This is a genomic window from Streptomyces sp. NPDC005752, from assembly GCF_040630715.1.
In the GTDB taxonomy this organism is placed as follows: domain Bacteria; phylum Actinomycetota; class Actinomycetes; order Streptomycetales; family Streptomycetaceae; genus Streptomyces.
Genome location: NZ_JBEXYB010000025.1, coordinates 1 through 19,267 on the forward strand (window position 1 = coordinate 1; position 19,267 = coordinate 19,267).

The following is a 19,267-nucleotide window of genomic DNA, read 5'->3' on the forward strand; positions in this document are numbered from 1 at the left end:
CATGACTGGGCCGACGCGAAATCCGACATGGGCGGGGTCCGCGAGGCGGGTAAGAACTACCTCGACTCCCTGCCGGAACCGCCGAAGGACGGCAGCCCGAAGGACAACGCGGCCTGGTGGAACGGGCTCAGCCCCGAGGAGCAGTCCGCCTACCTCTCCACGAAGCCCGCGTCGGTCGGGGCGCTGGACGGGCTGCCGGCTGAGGACCGGGACGAGGCCAACCGCACGGTGCTGGCAGCGGCCAAGGCCCAGGTGCAGCTTGAGCTCGACAGGATTCCTCCCGAGCCCACGAAGTACTCCCCCAATCCCAACGGCTCCTATCCGGCCGTCATCCAGAACGACAGCTGGAGCAAGTGGAACGAGAAGTACGGCGCCCAGAAGGAACGCGCCGACAGTTCCCTGAAGGGGATGCAGGCGATCGAGGACCGGTTCGACTCCACCGGTGAGAACGGGTTGCCGCCCGCCTACCTCCTGGGTTTCGACACCGAGAAGAACGGCCGGGCGATCGTTGCCAACGGAAACCCCGATACCGCCGATCACACCGCCGTGTACGTCCCCGGCACCACGTCGAACCTCGGTGGCATAGGCGGAGATGTGGAACGAATGACCAACCTCTGGCGGGAATCCGACGCGATGGCCGGAGGGAAAGAGGTGTCCACCGTCACCTGGCTCGGATACGACGCTCCGCAGAGCGTTGTCAAGGATGCACCCTTCCGGCACTACGCCGACGACGGGGCTCCTGCGTTCAACCAGTTCATGGAAGGCCTCAACACGGCCAACACCACGGAGTCGGGCGGCCACCACACGGCAGTCGGCCACTCCTACGGGACGACGCTCATCGGCTCCGCGGCCCGCCAGGGCGACCTGAACGCGGATGACGTGGTGTTCGCGGGGAGCCCCGGTGTGCAGGTGGGCGAGGCGTCGCAGATGGACGTACCCGAGGGGCATGTCTGGAACGAGGAGGCCGAGGACGACCCGGTTCCCGACCTCGGCCGTTTCGGCCACGGCGGCAACCAGTGGCGACTGGGCGGCGGTGTGGCCATCATCCCCAGCGACGAGCTGTTCGGAGCGAACCAGATGGCCACAGGCACCTCGGAGGGACACAGCGAATACTGGGACCCGGGCACGGACAGCCTGAAGAACCAGGCGGCGGTCGTGACGGGCCAGTACGGAAAGGTAACCCTTGAAGAATAAAATCAATGCCGGCGCACTTCTGACCGCCGTCACACTTACCGCACTCACAGGATGCGCCATGACTGACCAGACGGAATCCGGTACGCCGAAGCCGGTCGGAACACGCAGCATCGACGACGTCGATGCCGAAACGAAGGCGATCTCCAGCCAGATCCTCGACGTCATCGCGCTGAAGGGAAAAACGTCCAAGTCAGGCCCGGGCGTGAGCACCTGCGAGGGCGCGGAGCGCGGGAAGCTGTTCCTCATGCGTCACCCGTGGAGCCTCACCGGACCCTCCGACGCTGAACTCATGAAGGCCATGACGCGCCTCAAGGAGGATCTCCCGAAGCACGGCTGGAAGATCACCAACTTCGGCCGGAACAGCAGCAAGGCCAAAAGCCTGGAGTTGACGGCAGATCAAACGGAGAAGAAATTCGCCGTCAATGTCGAATTCTGGGAGAAGGACAGCGGCGGTGACACCAACGAGCCCACCCTGGTCGTCAACGTGGTATCCGCCTGCTACCAGGTACCGGAGGGCGAAGAAGTCGACCGCTACTGACAACACCGCCGGGTAGTGGTTGCTGCCGCTTTCGTCGGGGTCGGCACACCGAACGGGCCGGCACACCGAACGGGTCGCCCCGCCGGGAACAGGGCGGGGCGACCAGGGGCCTGAGAAGGGCGACCGCCACCGGGACGCCGGTCACAGCCGTCGTATGGGCACGGTGTGCCGCACTCGTGGCCCGGCGGTGTGTGCCCCCGCCCCGCTGCGGCCCACGGGACAGCAGACGGCGGCGGACGGTCTACGCGTCGCCGCCGTGCTCGGCGCCGGCCGGCTCGGGCGCCCGTGCGTCCGCTGCCTCCATCAGCCGCAACGCCGGCGGGTTGACGGCTTCGGGCGTCCCCTGGTGGTCGTACCGGAAGAGGGCGATCCCGTGCTGCGAGGCCCAGGCAGAGGCCGGCACGGTGTAGCCGCCCAGTGAGAAGAACAGGGCCTCCCGCTCCTTGGCGGTGGCGACACCGTGGAGTTGCTGGACGGTCGGGCGGCTCGTGGGCCTGCCCTCCATCTTCACCTGGGCCAAGCCCCGTTCGGAGATGACGTCGATCCCCTCGTCGGCGCCGACGGGCGTGGCCACCGCGTCGGCGAAGCCCAGGTAACGCATCCAGTCGACGGCGACGAGTTCGGCATCCCGCGGCGTGCGGATCAGCCGTGGCTCAGGGCGGCCCGTCAGGGGTGCGGCTGGTGCGGACAGGGCCGCCGCCTCCGCTCGGGCGGCGAGGGCGGTCCACAGCTGAGGATTGCCGGGGAAGGAGAAGAGCAGCTCTCCGACCTGGACTCCCCAGCCCTCGGTCACATCACCGGGATCGGGGTCGCACCGGTAGGACGTGCCTCGGTCCGACACGGCCGCCCCGCGGTCGGTGAGGATCAACAGCGCCGGGCGCCTCCTGGGCTCGCCCACCACCGACAGGGCGACGCAGAGGATGCGTTCGTCGACCGCGACATGTCGTCGAGCGAGCCGCTCCGCCTCAGCCTGGACGCGTGGGTCGCGTGCCGCGCCGGTTCGGGAGAGGCAGTAGGTGATCGCCTCCACCTGTGGCGCTCCGCGCTCGGGCAGGCCGTCAAGCAACTCACGTACCGCGCGCCGCTGCGCCTGGGCCGCTTCGGCCGCCTCACGGGCACGGGTCTTCTGCCGCTCCCCCTCGGCGCGCGCGGCCTTCCTCTCGCGGATTCCGGCCTGCCGGGTTGCTTCGGCCTGGTTCCGGGAGGTGTTACGCCGGCCCGCCGGGGTGACGTTGAGTGTCCAGGCGATGATTCCCGCGACAGCGGTAACGGGTAGCGCGAGCAGCGGAACCGTCTCGGAGAACAGCGCACCGATGAACCCGACGAGGAAGGCGACGCCGCCAAGGACCACGAGCAGCAGCTGGATCGTCTCCACCCAGGCATCCACCGGCGGGCGCCGCGTCGCCTTCGCGTCGCCGCCGGCGGCTCGGGCCTCGTCCGGGGTCCGCAGACCCCCGGCCGCCCGGCCGCTTCCCGGGCAGCGCTCGCCTCCCACCTTGTGGGAGGCGATGAGCCCTTTACTCACAGGCAACTGCAGCCTGCAGACCGCGCATGTACCGAGTTGCACTGTTTTCCCCCGTACCCCTTGTTCCGAAGTGAGCAGACTGTAGCGCTCCGGACAGTTGCTGCCGGCGTCTGGCATCACCGGACGGACACCGGCCGTACCGCGGCGACCGGGGCCCCTTGCCGCACGAGTGCGTCACCCCGCGTACGGGGCCACGATCGTGAGCGTTTCGGCGATGGAGTCGAGGACTCCGGCTCGATGGGTGAGCACCCGAGGTGTTCCCGCGGCGGGAGCGCGGAAGCCGCGGTCCGCCAGGACGTAGAGCATGCGCAGGGTGCGCATGGTGTTGGATGCCCAAGCGGGTACCGGCCCTGGCTCACCTGTGCGGAAGGCCTCGGCAATGGGTTCCAGCCACTGCACCGACTGGGCGGTGGTGAGGTCGGGGTGGCTGAGGATCTGAGCGAGGGCGAAGGCCAGGCGGTCGTCTTCCTGCGCATCGAAGACGTGGTCGGTGTCGGCCAGTAGCCGGGAGACCGCCAGTTCTGCCAGCGGGTACGGGTCCAGCCGAGGGTGGCGGGAGAGGGCGGCCAGCAAGTGGGGACCTGCGGGAAGGCCTGGCGGCAGTGCCGGCCGCCGGTCGGTGACGCGGCTCGGCGGACCGGTGGATCAGCCGGCCCGGTAGCCCGGGACGGAGGGCCAGCGCACGGTCAGGACCACGGACTCCTCCTCCGCGTACCAGGAGTGGTCGACGCCCCGGCCCCATACGACGTAGTCGCCCCGGCGTTCCAGAAGGACGTCCCGCCTGGGGAACCGCATCCGGAAGCGACCGCTGATGAGGACGAGCAGCGCCGTACGCTTCTCGCCCCTCACCCACTGCGCGCGTTCGTCACCCCGGGGGTGGACGCCCCACTTGATCTCCAAGGCCTCGCTGTGGCGCGGGTCGGACGGCTCCTTGAAGTGGCCCAGCAGCCATCCGTGATCGAGTGCCGCGTCCTTCTCCGCATGCCCCACGTACACGCCGTCGTCGCTCATGGCCGGGAACGTAACAGGCGGGTCCGGCTGTTACGGCCCGGGACCGACCGCATCTTCACCCTCGACCAGCGGGATTTCAGGGCCGTCACGCCCCTGACGCCCGGCCTCACCGCGTTCCGCATCCTGCCCGTCGACGGCTGAGCCACAGCCCAGGTCACTCCGTGCGGTCGCCCTCGGCCTGCGAGGGTTCGGTCCGGGGGACGTCGGGGTGCGTCTCGGCGGCCTGGCCACGCACGGCCGGCTCGTCGTCGCGTTCGCCCTCGGCCTGCGAGGGGGTGTGCGAGTACAGCCCGTCGTACTCGTCGGTTCCCTTTGCTGATCCCATGCGCGCGCCTTCTTCCTCCGCTCCCTTCCATCGTGCCTCCCGCGCCCGCTCCCGGCACGGTGACGTGGGGAGGGCCGGCACGGCCGCGCCACGGCGTCCGCGCCGGCCCCCGCAATGCGCCGCTACTGCCCCTCCGACGCCGCCTCGGCCATCTTCGCCGTGGTGCTGGCGCCGTCCAGCGCCTCGCGGATGATGTCGGCGTGGCCGCTGTGGTGGGCGATCTCCCGGAAGATGTGCCACAGGACGCGACGGACGGTCCAGACGACCGGCTCCGGGGGCGACCAGGGGTACGCGGGCAGCGTGACCTCGCGGTCGAGGTCGGCCTCCTCGCGCACCGTACGGTCGAACGCGGCCGCCGCCGTGTGGAAGGCATCCAGCAGCCCGGGCACCGTCTCGGCGTCGGTCATCCGGTTGCCGTCGGGGTCGAGGTCAGCCCAGTCGACCTTGGCGGGAGCGGTGCCCTCGACGATGTCGAGCCAGCTGCGCTGCACGAGTCCGAGGTGCTTCAGGAGTCCGCCGAGGGTCAGCTCGCTGACCGTCGTCCGGGCCCGGGCCCCCGCGTCGTCGAGTTCCGCGACGGTGTAGAGAAAGTTGGTGCGCTGATCGGTCACGAGGGCGAGCAGATCGTCGCGTTCGGGCATGTGTTCCTCCAGGTCGGCCATCGCGACCACCCTAGGATCGGACGCCCGGCGCCGCAGCGGAACGGAATGAGTGAGTCACCCGGAGCGACCGGCTCACCGCTTCCCGGGACCCCGCGACTGGCTGCGCACCGCGCCCATGCTCGCCCCGATGACCAAGGCGATGGCCAGGGCGTCCGTCGAGGAGAGAGCCTGGTCGAGTATGAGGAAGCCCGCCGTGGCCGCGATGGCCGGTTCGAGGCTCATCAGGATCGCGAAGGTCGGCGCGGGCAGCCGGCGCAGGGCCATGAGTTCGAGGGTGTACGGGAGGACCGAGCTCAGCAGGGCCACGGCGATGCCCAGGCCCAGCGTGGAGGGGACGACGAGCTTCGAGCCGGCCTCCATGATGCCGAGGGGCAGGGAGAGCACCGCCGCCACCACCATGGCCAGGGCCAGCCCGTCCGCCTGCGGGAAGCGGCGGCCGGTGCGGGCGCTGAAGACGATGTACGTCGCCCACATGACGCCCGCGCCCAGGGCGTACGCCGCCCCGACCGGGTCCAGGCGGTCGAAACCACCGCCGCTGAGCAGGACGACACCGCCCAGCGCCAGCGCCGCCCATACGAGGTTGGCCAGCCTGCGGGAGGCGACGACGGACAGCACCAGCGGGCCGAGGACCTCCAGGGTGACGGCCGCGCCCAGCGGGATGCGGTCGACGGCCTGGTAGAAGAGCGTGTTCATGCCGCCCATCGCGACACCGAAGGCGAGCACGGTGCCCCAGTCGGCACGCGAGTGCCCCCGCAGCTTCGGCCGGCACACGACGAGCAGGACGAGCGCGGCGGCGGCGAGGCGCAGGGTGACGACGCCGAGCGCACCGGCCTTCGGCATCAGCAGGACGGCGACGGCCGCGCCGAACTGGACGGAGAGCCCACCCGCGACGACCAGCGCGACCGGCCCGAGCGCCGCCCCGCGCCCGCCGGGGCGACCCTGCCTGCCGCGCCCCGGCTCGTCGAGCGCGGACACCGCCTCGGGTACGGATACGGCAGCGGCCGGCTCTGCGGCTGCGTGCGGGTCGTTCACCGGAAGCCTTTCATCAAGTCCAATGGAGTGCACCAGGCAGTCTACGATACGACACTGGGATCACGTCGCTCACGCTCTCACCGTAGAGACCGGCGCGCCTCCAGTGAAATGCCGATTGCGCTCCCGTTATGCTCCGGACGCATGAGCACAGGGCAGGCCACCGGGAGCGGCGGTCGCGGCATCGAGGTCCGGCACCTGCGGGCCTTCCTCGCCATCGCCGACGAGGGCAGCGTCACCCGTGCCGCCGCGCGGCTGCGGGTCACGCAGCCCGTCGTATCCCGGACGCTCGCGGCCCTGGAGAGGCACCTGGGCGTCCGGCTCGTCGACCGGTCCACCCACCACCTCGCCCTCACCTCCGAGGGCGTCGCCTTCCGCGACAAGGCCGCCGCCGCGGTCGGCGCCTTCGACGAGGCACTCGACCCCGGCCGGCTGCGCCACTGGCCGCTGCGGCTCGGGCACGCCTGGTCCGCGTTCGGCCCGTACACCACACCGCTCCTGCGGACCTGGCAGCAGCGCCACCCGGAGACCCCGCTCGAGCTGCTGCGCATCGACGACCGGACGGCGGGCCTCACGCGCGGCGAGGTGGACGCGGCGCTGCTCCGGGGGCCGGTGGCCGCCCCGGGGCTCGTCACCGAGGTGCTGTTCAGCGAGGAGCGGGTGGCGGCCGTGGCGGCCGACGGCCCGCTGGCCGCCCGTGACTCGCTGTCCCTGGCCGATCTGACCGGCGACGCGGTCGTCCTGAACACCGTCTCGGGCGCCACCACGCTCGACCTGTGGCCCCCGCACGCACGTCCGGCCGCCACGCTCACCGTCGCCAACACCGACGACTGGCTCACCGCCATCGCGGCCGGACGGGGCAGCGGTGTATCGGGGGCGTCCACCGCCCAGATGCATCCGCACGCCGGGGTCACCTACGTACCGCTGGACGACGCTCCTCAGCTGCCCGTCCTGCTGGCCCGCCGCGACGGGCCCGGCCATCCCGCACTGCCCCGACTGGCGGAGCTGGCCCGGGAGATCGTGGCGCGCGAACGGCCGACGCCGCCCGGAAACGCCCCGTGGCGATGAACGAGCCCGTCGCGAAGATCTGACGCACGTTGCCCTCTACGCGTCCAGTCCCTCCGCCAGCACCTCGGCGAGGTGCCGGGCGCGGCGGCCCGTCAGCTGGTCGAGCTGGGTGCGGCAGGAGAAGCCGTCGGCCAGCAGTTCCGTGCCGTGTCCGGCCGCCCGCACGGAGGGGAGCAGCTGCTCCTCGGCGCAGGCCACCGAGACGTCCCAATGACCCTTCTCGAACCCGAAGTTGCCGGCCAGACCGCAGCAGCCGGCGCTCAGCTCACCGGTCAGGCCCGCCCTCTCGCGGAGCCTGCGCTCGGCCCCGTCGCCGAGCACCGCGTGCTGGTGGCAGTGGGTCTGGCCGGCGACGCGGCGGTCCAGCCGTGGTGGCGCCCAGTCGGGTGCGTACTCCTCCAGGTACTGGGCCAGGGTGCGCACGGAGGCGGCGAGTTCGGCGGCGCGCGGGTCGTCGGGCAGGAGCTCCGGCAGATCCGTGCGGAGGGTGGCGCCGCAGCTCGGTTCCAGGACGACGACCGGGGCGCCGAGGGCCGGGCCCAGCCGGTCCAGCGTGCGGCGCATGACCGCGCGGGCCGCGTCGAGCCGGCCCGTCGACACGTAGGTGAGGCCGCAGCACACACCCCGGCCGGGCAGCACCGGCGTCCGGCCGGCCGACTCCAGGACCCGGACCGCCGCGCGGCCCACCTCCGGCGAGAGGTGGTCGGTGAAGGTGTCCGGCCAGAGGACGACGGCCTCCCCTGCCCCCGGTGTCCGGCGGGCACGCACCCAGGCACGGAACGTCTGCCGGGCCAGGACCGGGAGCGCCCGGCGCGGATCGATGCCGCCGACGCGTCGCGCCAGGGCGGCGAGCGGCCCGCTCCGCGCCAGGGCGTTGAGCAGGCCCGCGAAGGGGGCCGCCATCCGCAGCCATCTGGGGAGGCCGCCCATCGCGTAGTGCGCGGCCGGGCGCGGCCGGCCCCTGTAGTGGTGGTGGAGGAACTCCGCCTTGTACGTGGCCATGTCGACGCCCGCCGGGCAGTCGGTCCGGCAGCCCTTGCAGGACAGGCACAGATCGAGTGCGTCCCGCACCTCGGTGGACCGCCACCCGTCCGTGATCACCTCGCCCGCGAGCATCTCGTGGAGCAGTCTGGCGCGGCCCCGGGTGGAGTGCGCCTCCTCGCCGGTCGCCCGGAAGGAGGGGCACATGACATCCGGACCCGCCTTCGCCGTACGGCACTTGGCGACACCGACGCAGCGCCGTACCGCCGCGGTGAAGTCGCCGCCGTCGTGCGGATAACCGAAGGCCACGTCCACGGGACGCCCGGGGAGCACCGCGAAGCGGAGGTTCTCGTCCAGGCGGGCGGGACGGGCGAGGATGCCCGGGTTCAGGCCGCCGTCGGGATCCCAGAGGTCCTTGAAGCGCGTGAACAGGCGCACCATGTCGTCCCCGTACATCCGGTGCAGGAGCTCGGCCCTCGCCTGCCCGTCGCCGTGTTCGCCGCTGAGTGATCCGCCGTGGGCGACGACGAGGTCGGCCTGTTCCTCGGAGTAGCGGCGGAAGCGGGCCACACCCTGTTCGGTCAGCAGGTCGAAGTCGATGCGTACGTGGATGCAGCCGTCGCCGAAGTGCCCGTACGGGGTGCCGTGCAGGCCGTGTTCGGCGAGCAGGGCCCGGAAGTCGCGGAGGTACGGGCCGAGGCGGGCGGGCGGTACGGCGCAGTCCTCCCAGCCGGGCCAGGCCTCCGTGCCGTCCGGCATCCGGGTCGCCGTGCCGGCGGCGTCCTCGCGGATGCGCCACAGGGTGCGCATGGCGGCGGGCTCGGTGACGACGGTGCCGTCCAGGGCGTCGGCCGCTCGCAGGATCCGGGTCGCGTGGGCGCGGGCCTCGGCGGGGGTCGCGCCGCCCGTCTCCACGAACAGCCAGGCCGTGCCGCGGGGCAGGCCGGCAGGTTCGCGTACGAGGTCGGCGGCCATGCCCTCGACGGTGAGCGGGCCGTACGGGAGCAGGCCGGGGGCGGCTTCGGCGGCGGCCTGCTCGTCGGCGTATCCGAGGACGGCGAGCGCACGGGTGGCGGGCGGCTCGACGAGGCGCAGGGTCGCCTCGGTGACCACGGCGAGGGTTCCCTCGCTGCCGCAGAGGGCGCGGGCGGGGTCCGGGCCGTGCTCGGGAAGCAGGGCGTCGAGGGCGTATCCGGAGATGCGACGCGGGAGTTCGGGGAAGCCGGTGCGCAGGGAGGCGAGGTGGGCGGCGGCGAACTCGTGGAGGCCGGGCGGCGCGTCGGGCAGGTCACGGCCGATGTGCAGGGCCTCGCCGCCGCCGTAGCGCACGACGCGCAGGCTGCGGAGGTTGTCGGCGGTGGTGCCCCAGGCGACGGAGTGGGAGCCGCAGGAGTTGTTGCCGATCATGCCGCCGAGGGTGCAGCGGTTGTGGGTGGAGGGATCGGGGCCGAACGTCAGCCCGTGCGGGGCGGCTGCGGCACGCAGGTCGTCCAGGACGACGCCGGGCTGGACGACGGCGGTGCGGGAGGCGGGGTCCAGCTCGGTGATGCGCCGCATGTGACGGGTGAAGTCCAGGACGACGCCGGTGCCGGTGGCCTGACCGGCGATGGAGGTGCCGGCACCCCGGGGCACGACGGGCGTGGCGTACTCCCGGCAGATGCGCAGGGTCTCGGCGACGTCCGCGGTGTCCCGGGGGGCCACGACCGCGTGCGGGACGCGGCGGTAGTTGGACGCGTCCATGGTCGTCAGGGCGCGGGCGGTCGCGTCGGACTCCACGTCGCCGCGGATCGCCTGGGCCAGGGCTCGGGTGAGGTCGGTGGCGGGCATGGGCCCAGCATGCCGGTCCCGGACGCGAAGGAGGGCCGTCCGGCGCCGGACGGGCTGGAGGCGGATGGCACAGCACCCTGCCGGAGGCGGGCGGTGCGCACGGAGGCGGGCGGTGCGCACGGAGGCGGGCGGTGCGCACGGAGGCGGGCGGTGCGCACGGAGGCGGGCGCCGGGGCGAAGTCGGGCGGCACCCGGCCTGAGGCGTGCTGCCGGCCCCTCCTCGAGGTGGGAGGGGCCGGCTTCGCGCTACTTCGCGCAGACCGCCTTGTCGGCCTCCACGCGCTGGATGTCGTCCGGAGCCTTCTGCGGGGCCGAGAGCGGGCTTCCCGCCTTCTTGAAGTCCGGTCCCAGCGTCAGCTTCATCGGGTCCATCTCGCCCGCGTCCGTCGTCGTCGGCTTGAGGGCCGAGGCCGACAGGCCCATCATGTCGGCCAGCCTGCGTGCCTGGTCAGCCTGGTTGGGGCCGTAGACGAGCTGGGTCTTCTTCACGTCCTCCGGCGCGTTCGCCTGGTTCGTGGACTTCAGCACGCTCTCTTCGTTCTGCAGCCAGTCGAGGGCGTTCTGTGCGGAGCCGGCGGGGGCACCGCCGTTGTAGACGTCGACCCGCACGTCCGCCGCGTCGGCCATCTCGCCCTTGAGCTTGGCGTCCGCCTTGGCCTTCGCCGCGGCCTTCTCCTGCTTCTCCACGGCGGTGAAGGAGACGTCCTCGCGCATCATCGAGAAGACCTGCGGCGCCTTGGACTCGTCGAGTATGACGGTGGCCTTGTCATTCGGGTTGTCCAGCACCGGGACCGTCGTGAACGTGATGTTCTTCGGGTCGACCGAAGCCAGCTCCATGCCCAGCTTGCGGAGCTTGTTGATGTCGTCGATCTGGTCGTCGACGGTGAGCGCCTTGGTGGCCGCCTCCGCGAGGGACCACATCTTCGTGGGGCTGGTCAGGGTGTCGCTGGACTTCAGCTTGCGCATCAGCGAGCCCAGGAACTGCTGCTGGATCTCGATGCGGCTCAGGTCGCTGCCGAAGCCGACCGAGTGCCGGGTGCGCAGGAAGGACAGGGCCTGCTCGCCCTGGAGGGTGTGCTCGCCCTTGGACAGCTTGAGGTGGGAGTCCTTGTCGTTGATGTCCTTGGCCAGGCAGACGTCCACGCCTCCGACGGCGGTCGTCAGGGACTTGACCGCGTTGAAGTCGGCCACCATGAAGTGGTCGGGTGTGATGCCGGTGAGCTCGGTGACGGTCCGCATGGTGCAGCTGGGGGTGCGGTCGGACTGCCCGAGGCTGGTGTTGAAGCGCCCGCCGGGCGTCCCCGGGATGTCCTTCTCCTCGCCGTTCTCCAGCTTCGTCGGACAGTTCGGGATATCGGCTATCAGGTCACGCGGGATGCTCAGCGCGGTCGCGTTCGTACGGTCCTTGGAGACGTGGAAGAGGATGTTGGTGTCGGCGTGGCCGACACTGCCCGCGTCCCCGTAGCCCTCGTTGCCCTCACCGGTCCGCTTGTCCGTACCGATCACCAGGACGTTGATCGCCCGGTCCTTGCTGAAGCCACCGGTTCCGGCACCGTCGGTCGAGATGGCGGTGATGTTGCCGTTGAAGTGCTCGTACACGAAGTAGCCCGTGGTGCCGACGCCCACCAGCAGGAAGGCGAGCACGCCGCCCGTCCACACCAGGGCCTTCTTCTTGCCGGACTTCCTGGGCTTGGCCTTGCGGCGCCCGGTGGCCGGTGCCGCCGCCCTGCCACCCTGCTTGCGCGGCTCGTCCCGGTCCCCGCGTCCGCCGCCGGCACCCCGGCGCCCGCCACGCTGACCGGGCACGGATGCCTTGTCGGCGGGCGGCGTCGTCCGCCCCGGCCTGCGGCGTGTCCCGGGAGTTCTGGCATCGGTCGTACCGGCCGCCGCGGCTGATCGCCCAGAGGAGGGGGTCAGTCGCAGTTCGTAATCACCGGTGTCCGGGTTGAGTACCCACTGGTCTGCGGGGTCGATGCCCTCGTCCCGCCCACGGCCTTGCGCGTCCACGGTTGCCTGCGTCCTCCGTCGGGGCCACGCGGCGCCTCCCCCTTCAAGGCGCGCGGTGTGTCTTACGGCGGTGCCGACCTGGGAGGGCCGACTGCACCGGAGCGCTCACACTAGCTGGCCACCGGCCCACGAGCGACGATCGTGACAAATCAAGCCTCACACAGGGGACATAACGCCGCAATCATCACTACTCACCCGCCCAACCCGTCGATTGACAAGGAAAACACCGATCACAGGGCGCGACAGGAATCGATTCAAGCCAGATTTCAAACAAAAGTGGCCACAAGGAATCCCCAAACAAGTCGCCAATTCTCCTATAGTTGCCGTGACTTGATCAGGAACAATCAGCTCCAGTTGTGACTGTTTCACCGTCACGCACCGAAATACCCCGATTGTCCCTCCACCACTCCCGTCCGTCACTTCGTACCGTCCGCCCCGAGGACTCCGATTGCGCCCTTCACTCCGGCCGACCGCACTCGCCCTGCTGATCTCGGCAGCCGTTACCGGTGCTCTGTGCCTGTGGGCGGTCGCCGCCGCTCCCGCCTCGGTACGGACACCGCTCGCGTGGGGGGCGGGCGCCGCGGCCGTGCTCCTGTGCGTCGCGGTGACCGTCACGGTCCACACACTCGCCACCTCCCGCGGCCTGCGGGCCATGCGGGCCGCCGACTCCGCACGCTTCACCGCCGAGACCTCCCGCCTCGTCTCGAGCTCCGCCGCCGAAGCACAGCGCTTCACCGCCGAGACCGCCCGGATCAGAGCGGCAGCCTCCTCGGAGACGGCCCGGGTCACCATCGAGGCGGAGGACCGGGTCGCACAGGTCACCGCCGAGGCAGCCGAGCAGCACGAGCGGCTCACCACCGAGACCGCGCGGCTCACCGCCCGCGCCCGGCGCAGCGAGACCGAGCGTGCCGCCGCGATCGCCGCCTGCGCCAACGCCGCGGGCCGGATGCAGGCCCTCTCCACGAGCATGCTGGCCGACCTGCGGGAGATGGAGCACCGGCACACCGGCGAGGACGTGCTCCATGACCTGCTGCACCTGGACCACCGCACCGCCCAGGCGGGACGGCTCGCCGACTCCATCGCCGTACTGACCGGCGCGCGCTCCGGGCGCCGTTGGGCCAAGCCGATCGTGATGGAGTCCATCCTGCGCGGCGCGATGGGCCGCATCGGCGGCTACCAGCGCATCCGCCTCCACTCCACCAGCGATGTGGCGATCGCGGGCCACGCCGCCGAGGGTGTCATGCACGCCCTGGCGGAACTCCTTGACAACGCTGCCAACTTCTCCCCGCCCACCGCCGAGGTGCACGTCTACGTCGAGGAGGTCCCGGCGGGCATCGTCGTCACCGTCGAGGACAGCGGTCTGGTGATGAGCGACGTGCAGCTGCGCCGTGCCGAGCGGGCGGTGTCGGCGGACAACCAGGACCTCACCGGCATCTCCGGCACCCGGCTCGGCCTCGCCGTCGTCGGCCGGCTGGCCAGGAAGCACGGTCTCACCGTCTCCTTCCGCCCCTCGGCACGCGGCGGCACGGGCGCGCTGATGATGCTTCCGCAGGAGCTCATCTCCCGTACGCCCATGCCCGCGGCCCGCCCGGCGCCCGCCCGGCGCCCCGAGCCCGAGCCGGACCACGCGACGCCGGACACGGAGCGCCGGACCCCGGCATCGGCATCGGCATCGGCATCGGCGGGCTCCCCCGGCTCCGCGGCACCGACGGACGGCGCGGCACGCGCGGACGACGGCCGGAGCACCGAGTCCGCGTCCGAGTCCACCGGCACCGTGCCGCAGATCGGCGAGAGCGGTCTCCCCCAGCGCCGCCGCGGCCGCACCCTGGCCGCCGCAGAGGCCCGTACAGGCAACGCCGCTCCCGGCGGCGCCGAATCCCCCCGGCCGCGTACCACCGACCCGAAGGTCCAGGCTGCCCGCTTCAGCACCTTCAGCCAGGCGGTACGAGCCAACTCCCCGCACCCGGAAGGCAACACCCGATGAGCGCGACCACCGACGAGAAGCTGAACTGGCTGCTGGAGGGGCTGCTCGACCGCACGCCCGGCGCCCGGCACGCCCTCGTCCTGTCCCGGGACGGCCTGAAGCTGTGCCGCACCCCCGAACTCTCCGTCGACCAGGCCGACCAGCTGGCGGCGATCTCCGCCGGCATCCAGAGCCTGTCGCACGGCGCGTCGATCGAGTTCGGTGACGGCTCCGGCGGCGTGCGGTCCGCGATGACCGAGTTCTACGGCGGCGTGCTGTTCATCGTCGAGGCCGGCGCGGGCGCACACCTCGCGGTCGTGGCGGCGGAGGACTCCGACGTCGGCCTCGTCGGCCACAACATGAGTGAACTCGTCGAGCAGCTCGGCGAATACCTCGTCGCCCCGCCGCGCGGAGCCGCGGCCACCGCCACGGAAACAGCGGACGTATGACCTCCGTCCCGCGCCCCCGCCCCGGACGCGACGACGACCCGGACCGGCTGTACACCCTGACGGGTGGCCGCAGCCGGTCCGACTCGGCCGCGTTCGACCTGGTGACGCTCGTCGTCGCCGAGTGCGAACCGAACCCCGGGATGCAGTCGGAGCACGTCGCGATCCTGCGGATGTGCCACAGCCCCACCGCGGTCGTCGAGATCTCGGCCACCCTGAATCTGCCCGTCAGCATCGTCCGCATCATGCTGTGCGACCTGCTCGACACCGGCCGGATCAGCGCCCGCCACCCCCGTACTGCACGTGTCGAGGACCGGCTCCCCGACACCGACACCCTGGAACAGGTGCTCGTTGGACTCCGCAACCTCTGACCGTGCCGCCCTGCAGGCGACGGCCGACAACGGACTGAAGATCGTCGTCGTCGGCGGCTTCGGGGTCGGCAAGACCACCATGGTCCGATCCGTGAGCGAGATCCGTCCGCTCAACACGGAAGAGACCATGACCCGCGCGGGCGAGGCCGTCGACGACCTCGACGGCGTGCAGTCCAAGTCGTCCACCACGGTCGCCTTCGACTTCGGCCGCATCACGCTGGACGCACGCTCGGTCCTCTACCTCTTCGGCGCGCCCGGACAGGAACGCTTCTGGTTCCTCTGGGACCGGCTCTTCTCCGGAACCCTGGGCGCCGTCGTCCTCGTCGACACCCGGCGGCTCGCCGACTCCTGGTACGCGATCGACCGGCTGGAGCACCACGGCACGCCGTTCATCGTCGCGTGCAACGACTTCGGCGGCTCGTTCCACACCGAGCAGCAGATCCGTGAGGCCCTCGACCTCTCCCCCGACGTCCCGCTCGTCGAGTGCGACGCCCGCGACCGCTCCTCCAGCAAGTACGTCCTGATCACGCTGGTCGAGCACCTCCACGCACTCTCCGTCGCCCGTGCGAAGGCCGCGGACGCGGCCCCGGCAGGAAGCCCTGCCCCGGAGACGGCCAAGACCCCGGAGCCCACGCTGTGACCCAGTGCCCCGTGTCCCACGGTGCCGTTCCCCTGTCCGGGCCACGGTTCCAGACCGACCCCGTGCAGCTGTACCGGGACATGCGCCGCGACCACGGTGCCGTGGCCCCGGTCGTGCTCGACGGCGACATACCCGCCTGGCTGATCGTCGGCTACCGCGAACTGCACCAGGTCACCAACGACCCGGTGCTCTTCAGCCGGGACTCCGACCTGTGGAACCAGTGGGACAACATCCCTGAGGGCTGGCCGCTGCGTCCGATGATCGGCCGCAAGCAGCCGTCGATCCTCTACACCGTCGGTGAGCGGCACAGCGTCCGCGCGGCCATGATCAGCAACGCGCTGGAGGCCGTCGACCCGTTCACGCTGAAGGGGTACGCGGAGGAGTTCGCCGACAGCCTCATCGACCAGTTCTGCGCGACCGGGCGGACCGACATCATCGCCGAGTACGCGATGCGGCTCCCGGCCCGGGTGCTGGCGAAGCTCTACGGGTTCAGCGACGAGGTCGGCGGCCCGCTCGTGGTGGCGCTCAACGACATGATCGACGGCCGTGAGCGGGCGCTGGCCGGCCAGCAGCACCTCGGCGGGGCCATGTACCAGCTCCTGGCCGACAAGCACGCCGAGCCGGGCGACGACGTGGCGACCAGGATGCTGGAGGATCCCGGCGGCTTCACCGACGAAGAAGTCGCCGAGGACCTCATGGTCATGATGGCGGCCGGCCACCAGCCCACCGCCGACTGGATCGGCAACTCGCTGCGGCTGATGCTGATCGACGACCGCTTCGCCGCCTCGCTCTCCGGCGGCCGGCACAGCGTCGCCGAGGCCATGAACGAGGTGCTCTGGGAGGACACCCCCACCCAGAACGTGGCGGGCCGCTGGGCCTCCCGCGACACCCACCTCGGCGGGCGCCACATCCGCGCCGGCGACATGCTGCTCCTCGGTATCGCCGCCGCCAACGGCGACCCGCAGGTACGCACCGACGGCTCCACCCTGACCGGCGGCAACAGTGCCTTCCTCTCCTTCGGCCACGGCGAGCACCGCTGCCCGTTCCCCGCCCAGGAGACCGCCGAGGTCGTCGCCCGTACGGGGATCGAGGTGCTCCTGGACCGGCTCCCGGACATCGACCTCGACATCCCCGAGGACCAGCTGACCCGGCGCCCGTCCCCGTGGCTGCGCGGCCTGACGGAACTGCCGGTGCGCTTCACGCCCACCCCCGCACTTGGAGGCCAGAAATGACACGGATCGCGCTCGATCCCCTCGTCGCCGACCTCGACGCCGAGAGTGCGGCGCTGCGCGCCGCCGGCCCCCTGGCCGAGGTGGAGCTCCCCGGCGGAGTGCACTGCTACGCGGTGACGCACCACGCCGAGGCCCGCCGGCTGCTCACCGACAGCCGGGTGGTCAAGGACATCGACGTCTGGAACGCCTGGCAGCGGGGCGAGATCCCGATGGACTGGCCGCTGATCGGTCTGGTCAACCCGGGCCGCTCCATGCTGACGGTCGACGGCGCCGACCACCGCAGGCTGCGCGGCCTGGTCGCGCAGGCGCTGACGGTGAAGCGGGTGGAGCGGCTGCGTGCCGGTATCGAGGCGCTGACGAACGCCTCCCTGGACCGGCTCGCGGCGCACCCGAAGGGCGAGACGGTCGATCTGAAGGCGGAGTTCGCCTACCCGCTGCCGATGAACGTCATCAGCGAACTGATGGGCGTGGACGCCTCCGACCACCCCCGGCTCAAGGAGCTGTTCGAGAAGTTCTTCTCGACGCAGACCCCGCCCCAGGAGGTCCCGCAGATGATGGCGGACCTCGGCACCCTCTTCACGAAGATCGTCGACGACAAGCGGGCGAACTCGGGCGACGACCTGACCAGTGCGCTGATCGCGGCCTCCGAGGACGGTGACCACCTCACCGACGAGGAGATCGTCAACACGCTGCAGCTGATCATCGCGGCCGGTCACGAGACCACGATCAGCCTGGTCGTCAATGTCGTCGAGGCTCTCCAGACGCATCCCGAGCAGCGCAGGCGCGTGCTGAGCGGCGAGGTGCCGTGGGAGAACGTGATCGAGGAGACCCTGCGCTGGAACACCCCGACCTCGCACGTCCTGATCCGCTTCGCGACCGAGGACATCGAGGTCGGCGACAAGGTCCTGCCGAAGGGCGAGGCCCTGATCGTCTCCTTCGGCGCGCTGGGACGCGACGAGCAGCAGTACGGGCCGACCGCCGGTGAGTTCGACATCACCCGCTCCCCCAACCGCCACATCGCCTTCGGCCACGGCCCGCACGTCTGCCCGGGCGCCGCGCTGTCCCGGCTGGAAGCGGGGGTCGCGCTGCCCGCGCTGTACGAGCGATTCCCGGATCTGGAGCTCGCGGTACCGGCCTCCGAGCTGCGGAACAAGCCGATCGTGACCCAGAACGACCTGCACGAGCTGCCCGTCGATCTGGGCTGATCCCGCACCTCTTCCTCCGGCCGCACAGGTCGCCCGCGTTCCGGAGCGTGTGTCTCATCCGACGGACAAGGTCCTCGACCGCTTCCTGGAGGGACTACGCTCCGGACCGTGGCTGACATCCAGATTCCCGCTGACCTCAAGCCCGCCGACGGACGTTTCGGCGCCGGGCCCTCCAAGGTGCGGACGGAGGCGGTCGACGCGCTGGCCGCGACCGGCACCTCTCTCCTCGGTACGTCCCACCGCCAGGCCCCGGTGAAGAACCTGGTCGGCGAGGTACGTGACGGCGTACGCGGCCTCTTCTCCCTCCCCGAGGGATACGAGGTGATCCTGGGCAACGGCGGCTCCACCGCCTTCTGGGACGTCGCGACGCACGGCCTGATCGAGAACAAGTCCCAGCACCTGAACTTCGGCGAGTTCTCGTCCAAGTTCGCGAAGGCCGCCAAGCTCGCCCCGTGGCTGGCCGACCCGACCGTCATCGCCTCCGACCCGGGCACCCACCCGGACCCGAAGGCCGAGGCGGGCGTCGACGTCTACGCCTTCACGCACAACGAGACCTCGACGGGTGTCGCGGCCCCCGTCAAGCGGGTCGCGGGCGCCGACGAGGGCTCCCTCGTCCTGGTGGACGCCACCTCCGGTGCGGGCGGCCTGCCGGTCGACATCACCGAGACGGACGTCTACTACTTCGCCCCGCAGAAGTCCTTCGCCTCCGACGGCGGTCTCTGGATCGGCGTGTTCTCCCCGGCGGCCCTGGACCGCGCCGCACGCGTCCACGCCTCGGGCCGGCACGTCCCGGAGTTCTTCTCGCTGCCCACGGCGATCGACAACTCCCTGAAGAACCAGACGTACAACACCCCGGCGCTGGCCACCCTCTTCCTGCTGAACGAGCAGCTGAAGTGGATGAACTCGCAGGGTGGCCTGGACTTCACGACCGGCCGCACGGCCGCGTCCTCGCAAGCCCTGTACGGCTGGGCCGAGGAGTCCAAGTACGCCACCCCGTTCGTCACCGACCCGGCGAAGCGCTCGCAGGTCATCGGCACGATCGACTTCGAGGACGGCATCGACGCCGCGGCCGTCGCCAAGGTGCTCCGCGCCAACGGCATCGTCGACACGGAGCCGTACCGCAAGCTGGGCCGCAACCAGCTGCGCGTCGCGATGTTCCCGGCGATCGACCCGGCGGACGTCCAGGCGCTCACGGCCTGCATCGACTACGTGATCGACAAGCTCTGACGACCTCCGTCCGGAA

General features: G+C 71.3%; 18 protein-coding genes and 1 pseudogene. 11 read left to right on the top strand and 8 right to left on the bottom strand.

Annotation, left to right across the window (positions count from 1 at the left end):
- Together ABZ441_RS21405 and ABZ441_RS21410 are read left to right on the top strand one after the other, a co-directional pair.
- Positions 1–1,194: alpha/beta hydrolase (locus tag ABZ441_RS21405; RefSeq protein ID WP_358976435.1), on the top strand; the 1,194-nt coding region annotated here is incomplete at its 5' end.
- Positions 1,184–1,732: a hypothetical protein gene (locus ABZ441_RS21410; protein WP_358976438.1), complete on the top strand. Its 549-nt coding sequence runs from the start codon at positions 1,184–1,186 to the stop codon at positions 1,730–1,732. The genes ABZ441_RS21405 and ABZ441_RS21410, both read left to right, overlap by 11 nt.
- A 241-nt stretch (positions 1,733–1,973) precedes the next feature.
- Here ABZ441_RS21410 and ABZ441_RS21415 read toward each other — a convergent pair whose 3' ends face one another.
- From ABZ441_RS21415 to ABZ441_RS21425, 3 genes are all read right to left on the bottom strand, one after another.
- A complete protein-coding gene (locus ABZ441_RS21415; protein ID WP_358976441.1) occupies positions 1,974–3,257 on the bottom strand; it encodes a restriction endonuclease in 1,284 nt (427 codons plus the stop codon).
- Positions 3,258–3,431: 174 nt separating this feature from the next.
- Positions 3,432–3,830, bottom strand: a complete 399-nt coding sequence (locus ABZ441_RS21420; protein WP_358976444.1) for a DUF2785 domain-containing protein — start codon at positions 3,828–3,830, stop codon at positions 3,432–3,434.
- A 72-nt stretch (positions 3,831–3,902) separates the two neighbouring features.
- Complete coding sequence (locus tag ABZ441_RS21425) at positions 3,903–4,268, bottom strand: signal peptidase I (RefSeq protein WP_358976447.1); 366 nt, start codon at positions 4,266–4,268, stop codon at positions 3,903–3,905.
- 42 nt (positions 4,269–4,310) lie between these two features.
- On the opposite strand from ABZ441_RS21425, the pseudogene ABZ441_RS21430 reads away from it, so the two are divergent.
- Positions 4,311–4,409: pseudogene (locus ABZ441_RS21430) on the top strand (VapC toxin family PIN domain ribonuclease); the annotation flags it as partial.
- 13 nt (positions 4,410–4,422) lie between these two features.
- Here ABZ441_RS21430 and ABZ441_RS21435 read toward each other — a convergent pair.
- The 3 genes from ABZ441_RS21435 to ABZ441_RS21445 all read right to left on the bottom strand — a co-directional run bounded on the left by ABZ441_RS21435 (position 4,423) and on the right by ABZ441_RS21445 (position 6,287).
- On the bottom strand, positions 4,423–4,593 hold the full coding sequence (locus tag ABZ441_RS21435; protein ID WP_358976450.1) for a hypothetical protein: 171 nt from the start codon (positions 4,591–4,593) through the stop codon (positions 4,423–4,425).
- Positions 4,594–4,715: 122 nt separating this feature from the next.
- Positions 4,716–5,234 carry a DUF664 domain-containing protein gene (locus tag ABZ441_RS21440; RefSeq protein ID WP_358976755.1) on the bottom strand — a complete coding sequence of 173 codons (519 nt, stop codon included), beginning with the start codon at positions 5,232–5,234 and terminating at the stop codon, positions 4,716–4,718.
- 93 nt (positions 5,235–5,327) lie between these two features.
- On the bottom strand, positions 5,328–6,287 hold the full coding sequence (locus ABZ441_RS21445; RefSeq protein ID WP_358976453.1) for an EamA family transporter: 960 nt from the start codon (positions 6,285–6,287) through the stop codon (positions 5,328–5,330).
- 141 nt (positions 6,288–6,428) lie between these two features.
- Between ABZ441_RS21445 and ABZ441_RS21450 the strand changes: the two genes are divergently transcribed.
- Positions 6,429–7,352, top strand: a complete 924-nt coding sequence (locus tag ABZ441_RS21450; protein WP_358976456.1) for a LysR family transcriptional regulator — start codon at positions 6,429–6,431, stop codon at positions 7,350–7,352.
- A gap of 36 nt (positions 7,353–7,388) precedes the next feature.
- Here the strand turns inward: ABZ441_RS21450 and ABZ441_RS21455 are convergent, their stop codons facing one another.
- Entirely contained in the window at positions 7,389–10,160 is a 2,772-nt protein-coding gene (locus ABZ441_RS21455) for an FAD-binding and (Fe-S)-binding domain-containing protein (RefSeq protein ID WP_358976459.1), read from the bottom strand.
- A 246-nt stretch (positions 10,161–10,406) separates the two neighbouring features.
- Positions 10,407–12,167: an LCP family protein gene (locus tag ABZ441_RS21460; protein WP_358976462.1), complete on the bottom strand. Its 1,761-nt coding sequence runs from the start codon at positions 12,165–12,167 to the stop codon at positions 10,407–10,409.
- 448 nt (positions 12,168–12,615) lie between these two features.
- On the opposite strand from ABZ441_RS21460, the gene ABZ441_RS21465 reads away from it, so the two are divergent.
- The 7 genes from ABZ441_RS21465 to serC all read left to right on the top strand — a co-directional run bounded on the left by ABZ441_RS21465 (position 12,616) and on the right by serC (position 19,251).
- A complete protein-coding gene (locus tag ABZ441_RS21465; protein WP_358976465.1) occupies positions 12,616–14,151 on the top strand; it encodes an ATP-binding protein in 1,536 nt (511 codons plus the stop codon).
- Positions 14,148–14,579, top strand: a complete 432-nt coding sequence (locus tag ABZ441_RS21470; protein ID WP_358976468.1) for a roadblock/LC7 domain-containing protein — start codon at positions 14,148–14,150, stop codon at positions 14,577–14,579. The genes ABZ441_RS21465 and ABZ441_RS21470 overlap by 4 nt, the downstream gene beginning before the upstream one ends.
- Positions 14,576–14,947 (top strand): DUF742 domain-containing protein, encoded by a 372-nt coding sequence (locus ABZ441_RS21475; RefSeq protein WP_205018214.1) that lies wholly within the window; start codon positions 14,576–14,578, stop codon positions 14,945–14,947. Before ABZ441_RS21470 ends, ABZ441_RS21475 begins: the two co-directional genes overlap by 4 nt.
- Complete coding sequence (locus tag ABZ441_RS21480; RefSeq protein ID WP_358976473.1) at positions 14,928–15,587, top strand: ATP/GTP-binding protein; 660 nt, start codon at positions 14,928–14,930, stop codon at positions 15,585–15,587. The genes ABZ441_RS21475 and ABZ441_RS21480 overlap by 20 nt, the downstream gene beginning before the upstream one ends.
- Entirely contained in the window at positions 15,584–16,819 is a 1,236-nt protein-coding gene (locus ABZ441_RS21485) for a cytochrome P450 (protein ID WP_358976476.1), read from the top strand. The genes ABZ441_RS21480 and ABZ441_RS21485 overlap by 4 nt, the downstream gene beginning before the upstream one ends.
- The gene (locus ABZ441_RS21490) at positions 16,816–18,024 is read left to right on the top strand and encodes a cytochrome P450 (protein WP_358976479.1); all 1,209 of its coding nucleotides are present in this window, start codon (positions 16,816–16,818) and stop codon (positions 18,022–18,024) included. Before ABZ441_RS21485 ends, ABZ441_RS21490 begins: the two co-directional genes overlap by 4 nt.
- A gap of 108 nt (positions 18,025–18,132) precedes the next feature.
- Positions 18,133–19,251, top strand: coding sequence for a phosphoserine transaminase (serC, locus tag ABZ441_RS21495; RefSeq protein ID WP_358976482.1), 1,119 nt, complete (start codon positions 18,133–18,135; stop codon positions 19,249–19,251).
- Positions 19,252–19,267 lie beyond the last annotated feature (16 nt).

Bases quoted from the DNA above. Each gene is read 5' to 3' on its own strand.
- ABZ441_RS21455 (WP_358976459.1), bottom strand. From the start codon at position 10,160: ATGCCCGCCACCGACCTCACCCGAGCCCTGGCCCAGGCGATCCGCGGC.
- ABZ441_RS21475 (WP_205018214.1), top strand. From the start codon at position 14,576: ATGACCTCCGTCCCGCGCCCCCGCCCCGGACGCGACGACGACCCGGAC.
- ABZ441_RS21440 (WP_358976755.1), bottom strand. From the start codon at position 5,234: ATGCCCGAACGCGACGATCTGCTCGCCCTCGTGACCGATCAGCGCACC.
- ABZ441_RS21470 (WP_358976468.1), top strand. From the start codon at position 14,148: ATGAGCGCGACCACCGACGAGAAGCTGAACTGGCTGCTGGAGGGGCTG.
- ABZ441_RS21425 (WP_358976447.1), bottom strand. From the start codon at position 4,268: ATGAGCGACGACGGCGTGTACGTGGGGCATGCGGAGAAGGACGCGGCA.
- ABZ441_RS21490 (WP_358976479.1), top strand. From the start codon at position 16,816: ATGACACGGATCGCGCTCGATCCCCTCGTCGCCGACCTCGACGCCGAG.
- ABZ441_RS21435 (WP_358976450.1), bottom strand. From the start codon at position 4,593: ATGGGATCAGCAAAGGGAACCGACGAGTACGACGGGCTGTACTCGCAC.
- ABZ441_RS21450 (WP_358976456.1), top strand. From the start codon at position 6,429: ATGAGCACAGGGCAGGCCACCGGGAGCGGCGGTCGCGGCATCGAGGTC.